This is a genomic window from Dietzia sp. CW19, from assembly GCF_014145265.1.
Taxonomy (GTDB): Bacteria; Actinomycetota; Actinomycetes; order Mycobacteriales; family Mycobacteriaceae; genus Dietzia; species Dietzia natronolimnaea.
Genome location: NZ_JAALEE010000305.1, coordinates 1 through 7,554 on the forward strand (window position 1 = coordinate 1; position 7,554 = coordinate 7,554).

Here is a 7,554-nt window from a genome sequence, read left to right on the forward strand (position 1 = left end):
GACACGTGACCGGACAACTGTCCGGTCACGTGTCTGATAACCCCCCGATCAGGCGGCCTGCTCTGGTAGCGTCCGCCGCGAACAGGCACGCGTCACCACGCGCCGCCTCAGGTCGGGAGGGGACACATGGCCATCCGGGTCGCACAGATCGCCACGGGGAACGCCGGGGCGATCGCCCTGCGCCACCTCATCGAGGACCCGCGCTTCGACCTGGTGGGCGTCTGGGTCCACTCCGCGGACAAGGCGGGCAGGGACGCGGGTGAGCTCGCCGGTCTCGGGGTGGACACGGGCATCACCGCCACAACGAGTGCGGCCGACATCGTGGCCGCGGCGCCCGACTGCGTGGTCTACTGCGCGATGAGCGACACCAGGCCGGTGGAGGCCGCGCGCGACATCCGCGAGTACCTCGCCGCCGGGATCAACGTGGCGGGCACCGCGCCCACTCCGCTCATCAACCCCGCCGCGGGCGTCCCCGACAGCGCGCGCGCCAAGCTCGAGGCCGCGGCCCTGGAGGGCGGTGCCACCCTCTTCGTCACCGGCGTGGACCCGGGGTTCACCAACGATCTCCTGCCGCTCGCGATCACCGGCACCTGCCGCGAGGTGCGCCAGGTCCGCTGCACCGAGTTCTCCGACTACGCCACCTACGATTCCACCGAGTCGATGGTCGACGTCATGGGTTTCGGCACCCCGCTCGACCAGACCCCGCTGCTGTTCCTGCCCGGGGTGTTGACGGCGGGGTGGGGGGCGTCGATCCACCTGCTCGCCGCCGGGTTGGGCGTGGAGGTGGACGAGATCACCGAACACGTCGAGCGCGAACCCGCCCCGGAGACCTACGAGGTCGCGGCCTGCACCATCGCCGAGGGCACCCAGGCGGGGTTCCGCTTCCAGATCACCGGCATGGTGGCGGGCGAGCCCGTCATCGTGGTCGAACACGTCACCCGGACCCGGGACGACCTGCGGCCGGACTGGCCGTACGCGGTCCAGGAGGGGCACTCGTACCGCGTCGAGGTGATCGGCGAGCCGTCGTACGTCCTCGACCTGGCCGCGCAGAGCGCGGACGGCGACCACAACTACTCGGCGATCCTCGCCGGGGTCGGCAGGGTGGTCAACGCCGTACCCGCCGTCGTGGCCGCGGCGCCGGGGTTGACCACGACGCTGGATCTGCCGCTCACCGGCGCGCCGGGCATCGTCGGTACGCGCTGACGCGTCGACCGGCGTCGTCACCACAGCTGTTCACGAGTAGAGGGAGTCGTCATGGGTCGGGTCGAGGGCAAGGTCGCCATCATCACGGGTGCCGCACGGGGGATGGGCGAGGCCGACGCGCGCCGCCTCGTCGCGGAGGGCGCGAAGGTCGTGCTCACCGATGTGCTGGACGATCAGGGCGAGGCCGTGGCGGCCGAGCTGGGGGAGGGCGCGCGCTACCGCCATCTCGACGTGTCCGATGCGGAGCAGTGGAAGGCCGTCGTCGAGGAGACGGTCGCCGACTGGGGTGGGGTCGACGTGTTGGTCAACAACGCGGGGATCGCCAACGGGGCCGAGCTGCACAGGTTCCGGCACGACAAGTGGCAGCAGATCCTGGACGTGAACCTCACGGGGACCTTCTACGGATGTCAAGCCGTCACCGAGACGATGATCGCCGCCGGTGGGGGGTCGATCATCAACGTCTCGTCGATCGAGGGAATGCGCGGTACGCCGTGGGCTCACGGGTACGTGGCCGCCAAGTGGGCCGTCCGTGGGCTCACCAAATCGGTCGCGCTCGAGCTCGCCCCGCACGGCATCCGCTGCAACTCGCTGCACCCGGGCCTCGTGCGCACCCCGATCACCGAGGGGATCCCGGACGATATGATCCCGATCCCCCTCGGCCGGCTGGGCACCGTCGAGGACGTAGCTAACTTCGTGCTGTTCCTGGCCTCGGACGAGTCCTCCTACGCCACCGCCACCGAGTTCGTGGTGGACGGCGGGACCATCAACGGGATCCCGCACAAGCAGCTGTAGAGCCACCGCGACCGCGGCCGCCTACTTCTGCCGCGGCACGCGGCCCATCAGGTAGAACTCCGGGTTCGGCCGCATGTCGGTGGCGTTGGCCACCCGGTTGCTCAACCCGAACAGGCCGGTGATCGCCGCGATGTCCCACGCGTCCTCGTCGTCCAGGCCGTGCTCGTGCAGCGCGGCGAAGTCCGCGTCGACCAGCTCGTCGGACCGCAGGTTGACCTTGGTGGCGAAGTCGCAGATGGCGCGCTCCCGCGGGGTCAGTTCGGCTTTGTGATGGCTCACGGCCAGCTGGTCGGAGAGGTAGGGGTCCCTCTTGACGATCCGCAGGATCGCACCGTGCGCGACCACGCAGAACTGGCAGTTGTTCTGACCGGAGATGGTCACGATGATCATCTCCTTGTCCGCCTTGGACATGTTCGAGCCCTCGCGGTCCATCACCGCGTCGTGGTAGGCGAAGAACGCCCGCCACTCCGCCGGGCGGCGACCGAACATCAGGAACACCTCGGGGACGAACCCGGCCTTCTCCTGCTCCGTCAGAATGCGCTCCCGCAGGTCGTCGGGGAGATCGGCGAGCTCGGCGAGGGGGAATCGGTCGGACATGTGCGGCTCCGGGGGAGTGGGGCGCCCGGGTGGGGCGCCGGGCTGAGGGGCGGGGAACTGAGCAGTGGAGGGGCTCAGGGCTGGAGGGGCTGGAGGTCTGCCCAGAGGCTATGCCGCGTCGCCCGCCGCCGGATCAGGATCGCGCCGCGGACCCCCACGTGTGTACCCGCTCGATCTCCAGCCAGACGTCGACGCGGGCGCGATCGCGGACCGGGTACGGCTGGTCCGTGTAGTGCCGGGACAGCGCGTCGATGCCGGCCAGGTCCGGGTCCTCGGCGATCTCGGTGATCCGGCCCTGGATGCTCACGTGCGAGTACCAGTCGTCCGCGTCCAGCACGGACAGTGCCACCCGCGGGTCGCGCCGCAGGTGCTGGAGTCGGACCCGGCCGGCGTCGAGGTTGAGGTGGATGCGGTCGGCGACCAACCGGTACCAGGTGGGCACGGTCACCGGGGAGCCGTCCTTGCGCAGCGTGGCCATGACGCACGGATTCGGCCGGGCGAGCAGGCGGCGCAGGTCGTCGGTCAGCGGGGAGCCGGACGGGTGTGCTTCGGACGGGTGTGATTCGGGCTGGTGCGATTCGGACTGGTGTGAGTCAGACACGGCGCGCGGTCCTCTCGTCGGTGGCGGGTACTCCGGTCCAGTGTGCGCGTCGTCCGCGCCGAGGGGTGGCGCTATACCCCCGAGGGTTTTACGGTGGAGTGTGTACCTGTTCCCCACGGAAACGGACACACACCATGCTCTTCGAACGCATCTATGACTACGACCTCGCCCACGCCAGCTACTTCATCGGCTGCCAGAGCAGCAGCGAGGCGATCGTCGTGGACCCCAGCCGCGACCTCCGGCCCTACGTCGAGATGGCCGACCAGCACGGCATGACCATCGTCACGGTCACCGAGACCCACATCCACGCCGACTACCTGTCCGGCACCCGCGAGCTGGCCGCCGCCACCGGTGCCACCACGTACCTCTCCGACGAGGGCGGCGAGGACTGGCGCTACGGTTTCGAGGGCGAGCGGCTCCGCGACGGCGACACCATCGAGCTCGGCAACGTCCGCCTCGAGGCCGTGCACACCCCCGGCCACACGCCCGAGCACCTGATGTTCCTCATCACCGACGGCGCGTTCGCCGACGAGCCCGGTTACGCGCTGACCGGCGATTTCGTGTTCTGTGGCGACCTCGGGCGTCCGGACCTGCTCGACGAGACCGCCGGCGGCAGCGATTCGGGCGGCGAGGACACCCGCTACGAGAGCGCCACGCAGCTCTTCGCCAGCCTCCGCGAGCGCTTCCTCACCCTTCCCGATCACGTCCAGGTGTTCCCGGCCCACGGCGCCGGCTCGGCCTGCGGCAAGTCGCTGGGGGCGCTGCCGTCCAGCTCGGTGGGATACGAGCGGAAGTTCGCGTGGTGGCCGAAGTACGTGGAGAACGACGACGAGGAGGGCTTCATCTCCGAACTCCTCGACGGCCAGCCCGACGCGCCGGCGTACTTCGGGCGGATGAAGCGCGAGAACCGGGACGGCCCCTCCGTGCTCGGCCATCCGTTGCCGGAGCTGCAGGAGTTGCCAGCGGAGGAGGTCGCCTCCGGCATCGAGTCCGGCGACCTCGTCGTCGTCGACCCTCGCCCCGCCGACGACGTCCACGACGGCACCGTCGACCGCGCCATCAACCTCCCCGCCGGCCAGGCGGGCACCTACGCCGGCTGGGCGATCGATCCGGAGAAGGACGCCCGCGGCCTGGTCTTCCTCGCAGAGGACGCCGAGGCGGCGGACGAGCTGCGGCGTCACGTCATCCGGGTCGGCGTCGACTCCACACGCGGGTACGTCACCTCCACCGACGGCCTGCCCACATTCCGCCCCGAGACCGTCACGCCGGAGGACCTGGAGTCCTACGAGCACGCGATGGTGCTCGACGTCCGCGCCACGTCCGAGTACGACGAGGGCCACGTCCCGGACGCCACCCAGCTGCACGGTGGCCAGGTGATGTGGGAACGCGACGAACTGCCCGACTCGGGAAGGATCGTCACCTACTGCCAGTCGGGTGCCCGTAGCTCGGTCGTGGCCAGCGCGCTGCGCAGCGTCGGGTACGACGTCACCGAGCTCGAGGGCAGCTACTCCGCCTGGGAGGACGCCGGGATGCCCACCGAGTGACCGGCCGGCCGCGGGTCCGTACTCGGCCGCGGCCCCACGGCCTCACCGGCGGGAAGGAACCGTCCCGCCGAGAACTGTCGGCCGTACCCCTCGGCGAACTCGCCGTCGGACCACACCACGTGGCCGCTGATGATCGTGGCGGCCACCGCGCGGTCGTTGCGGTTGACCATGCGGTGGATGCCGCCGAGCTCCGGCATCGCCTCCTCGTGGTAGTCCAGCGACTCGCCGTCGAGGCCGGCCGGGTCGATCACCACCACGTCGGCTCGACGCCCGGGTGCGATCCGCCCGGCGTCGAGCCGGTAGAAGTCGGCGAGTTCTCCGGTGAGCTTGAACACGGCCTCCTCGACGGACAGGAACGGGGTACCCCGACGATCCGCCTCGTGCACACGCTCGAGTAGGCGGACGCCGAAGTTGTAGAAGGCCATATTGCGCAGGTGCGCCCCCGAGTCGGAGAAGCCGATGGTGATGCCCGGTGTTCGCGCGAGCCGGTTCGCGACCTTCTCGCGTGCGTTGGCGATGGTGGTGGTCCACCGCAGGTCGGCGCCGTGCTCCACGACCAGGTCGAGGAAGCAGTCAGCGGGGTGCAGCGACCGGGCGCGGGCGACGTCGCCGACGGTCCTGCCGACCAGCGACTCGTCGGGGCAGGCCACGATCAGGGCGTCGTCGAAGTCGCGGTGCCACACCCGTGGGCTGAACCGCTTCTCGAAGTCCCGCCGGAACCAGCGCCGGTAGCCCTCCTTCTCGAGCAGATCGGTGCGGGCCATCTCGTCCTTAAGGTGTAGCGCCTCGCGTCCGGAGCCGAACTCCTCGAAGACCACCAGGTCGATCCCGTCGGCCCACACCTTGAAGGTGGTGGGCAGGTGCTGCCACACGAACCTGCCCCTTCCGAGAGTGTTGGCCACCCATGCCAGCGGCCGGAAGATGCGGTTGACCCACGGCTCGGCCAGGGTGTCCGCGGCGGCGAGGAGTGAGACCCGCAGCGGCTTGCGGAAGAGTCCCGTGCTGGTGGCCACGTAGAAGGCCACGTCGACCTTGGTGTTGAGGTTCGGCACGCCCTGCAGGACCCGGTCGCGCCGGCGGAGGATCCGGCTGAGGCGCCGGAACTCCTTCCACGAGGCGTGTGTGGAGGGCAGGGTCCGCGAGCGGTAGCGGTCGCCGTCCATCTTGTCCCACGGGTTGGTCATGGTGGAGACCCCGAGGAAACCCTGGTCGAGGGCCTCGTCCACCCGCCGTTCGATCTCGAGCAACTCCTCCCGACCGGGGGAGTGCTCCGGGTCGGTCGCCCGGCCCAGGCCCATCACGGAGGCGCGGACGTCGGAGTGGCCGAGGAAGCTCGCCACGTTGGGCCCCAGCGGCAGGGCCTCGACCGCGCGCCGCCATGCCGCCGGGTCGGACCAGGACTTCGTGCGCTCGAGTGCCTCGAGGACGGCGTCCCGGGGCAGGGCCTCGACGCGGCTGAACAGGTCGGCCACGTCGACGGTGTCCGAGTAGACCCCGGACAGGGAGCAGTTGCCCACGAGCACGGTGGTCACCCCGTGCCGCACCGACTCGCCGAGCCCGGGGGAGACCAGCAGTTCGACGTCGTAGTGGGTGTGGGTGTCGACGAATCCGGGCATCACCCATCTGCCGTCGGCCTCGATGACGCGGGTGCCGGGCGAGATCGGGAGCGGGGTGGGGCTCACCGCCGCGACGACGCCGGATCGGATCCCGACGTCGGACCGGACGCCCGGCGCGCCGGTTCCGTCGTAGACGGTCCCGCCGCGGATCACGATGTCGAAGTCGGCGCCGCCCGGGCTGGCGTGATCAGTGGTGTCCACGAGGCACTCCCTGGTTTATGACACAAAACACATACTTCACCAGGCTACCCGGACGCTGGTCCAAGTCCAGACCTCGTCGCGAATTCCCCTGCGCCGCCCGGCCGCCGTGGGGCACCCGCGAGAGGCCGCCGCCCCGGAGTGCCCGTGTCGTCGCGTGGTCACACCCGCTCACGTTTCCCGAGGTGGCGTTCCCGCTCAGGTGCCGTTTGCGACCACTCGCCGGAGGGCGCCCTGGAGCACCGGCGGCACGGCGCCGCCGCGCGGTATCGGCCGGTCGCCGCGCGAGTGAGGCACCCGCGGGCCGGGAGTAGCGTTGTCGCGCATGACCACACGCACGGAGCGCCTCGACGGCCTGCCGTTCACCCGCAAGCACCGCAGGCTGTTGCTCGGATCCGGGGTCGGGTGGGCGCTGGACGCCATGGACGTGGGCCTCATCTCCTTCGTCATGGCCGCGCTGGCAGTGCACTGGGCGCTCACCCCCACCGAGCTGTCCTGGATCGGATCCATCGGGTTCGTCGGCATGGCGATCGGCGCCGCGCTGGGCGGTCTGCTCGCGGACAGGATCGGTCGCCGCCAGGTCTTCGCCGCGACGCTGCTGGTCTACGGACTGGCCACGGGCGCGGCGGCCCTGTCGACCGGCATCGCGGTGCTCATCGTCCTGCGCTTCATCGTGGGCCTCGGCCTGGGTGCCGAGTTGCCCGTCGCGTCCACGCTGGTCAGCGAGTTCGCGCCCCGCCGGATCCGCGGCAGGGTCGTGGTGATCCTCGAGGGGTTCTGGGCCGTCGGCTGGATCATGGCGGCGCTCATCGGGTACTTCGTGGTCCCGACCGGCGACGACGGATGGCGCTGGGCGCTGGCCGTGGGTCTGGTCCCCGCCGCCTACGCGTTGGTGATCCGGTTCGGGCTGCCCGAGTCGGTGCGGTTCCTGGAATCGAAGGGCCGGGTCGACGAGGCCGAGCGGATCGTCCGCGACTACGAGGCCTCGGCCGGGGTCGAGCCG

General features: G+C 70.6%; 7 protein-coding genes. 4 read left to right on the forward strand and 3 right to left on the reverse strand.

Annotation, left to right across the window (positions count from 1 at the left end):
* Positions 1 to 126 precede the first annotated feature (126 nt).
* Both G6021_RS09645 and G6021_RS09650 read left to right on the forward strand, forming a co-directional pair.
* Positions 127 to 1,203 carry a diacylglycerol kinase gene (locus G6021_RS09645; RefSeq protein WP_182641166.1) on the forward strand — a complete coding sequence of 359 codons (1,077 nt, stop codon included), beginning with the start codon at positions 127 to 129 and terminating at the stop codon, positions 1,201 to 1,203.
* Between the two features lie 51 nt (positions 1,204 to 1,254).
* The gene (locus tag G6021_RS09650) at positions 1,255 to 1,995 is read left to right on the forward strand and encodes a glucose 1-dehydrogenase (protein ID WP_182609814.1); all 741 of its coding nucleotides are present in this window, start codon (positions 1,255 to 1,257) and stop codon (positions 1,993 to 1,995) included.
* A 21-nt stretch (positions 1,996 to 2,016) separates the two neighbouring features.
* On the opposite strand, the gene G6021_RS09655 is transcribed toward G6021_RS09650, so the two are convergent.
* Together G6021_RS09655 and G6021_RS09660 are read right to left on the reverse strand one after the other, a co-directional pair.
* Complete coding sequence (locus G6021_RS09655; RefSeq protein ID WP_182641167.1) at positions 2,017 to 2,592, reverse strand: peroxidase-related enzyme; 576 nt, start codon at positions 2,590 to 2,592, stop codon at positions 2,017 to 2,019.
* 133 nt (positions 2,593 to 2,725) lie between these two features.
* Entirely contained in the window at positions 2,726 to 3,118 is a 393-nt protein-coding gene (locus tag G6021_RS09660; protein ID WP_179526039.1) for a PPOX class F420-dependent oxidoreductase, read from the reverse strand.
* Between the two features lie 209 nt (positions 3,119 to 3,327).
* On the opposite strand from G6021_RS09660, the gene G6021_RS09665 reads away from it, so the two are divergent.
* Positions 3,328 to 4,737, forward strand: a complete 1,410-nt coding sequence (locus G6021_RS09665) for an MBL fold metallo-hydrolase (RefSeq protein WP_182641168.1) — start codon at positions 3,328 to 3,330, stop codon at positions 4,735 to 4,737.
* Here the strand turns inward: G6021_RS09665 and G6021_RS09670 are convergent.
* Positions 4,698 to 6,554, reverse strand: a complete 1,857-nt coding sequence (locus tag G6021_RS09670) for an amidohydrolase family protein (RefSeq protein ID WP_182641169.1) — start codon at positions 6,552 to 6,554, stop codon at positions 4,698 to 4,700. The genes G6021_RS09665 and G6021_RS09670 overlap by 40 nt on opposite strands.
* 322 nt (positions 6,555 to 6,876) lie before the next feature.
* Between G6021_RS09670 and G6021_RS09675 the strand changes: the two genes are divergently transcribed.
* On the forward strand, positions 6,877 to 7,554 hold a 678-nt coding region (locus tag G6021_RS09675; RefSeq protein WP_182641170.1), incomplete at its 3' end, for an MFS transporter.

Coding starts and splice junctions, on each gene's coding strand:
- G6021_RS09645 (WP_182641166.1), top strand. CDS start 127: ATGGCCATCCGGGTCGCACAGATCGCCACGGGGAACGCCGGGGCGATC.
- G6021_RS09650 (WP_182609814.1), top strand. CDS start 1,255: ATGGGTCGGGTCGAGGGCAAGGTCGCCATCATCACGGGTGCCGCACGG.
- G6021_RS09655 (WP_182641167.1), bottom strand. CDS start 2,592: ATGTCCGACCGATTCCCCCTCGCCGAGCTCGCCGATCTCCCCGACGAC.
- G6021_RS09665 (WP_182641168.1), top strand. CDS start 3,328: ATGCTCTTCGAACGCATCTATGACTACGACCTCGCCCACGCCAGCTAC.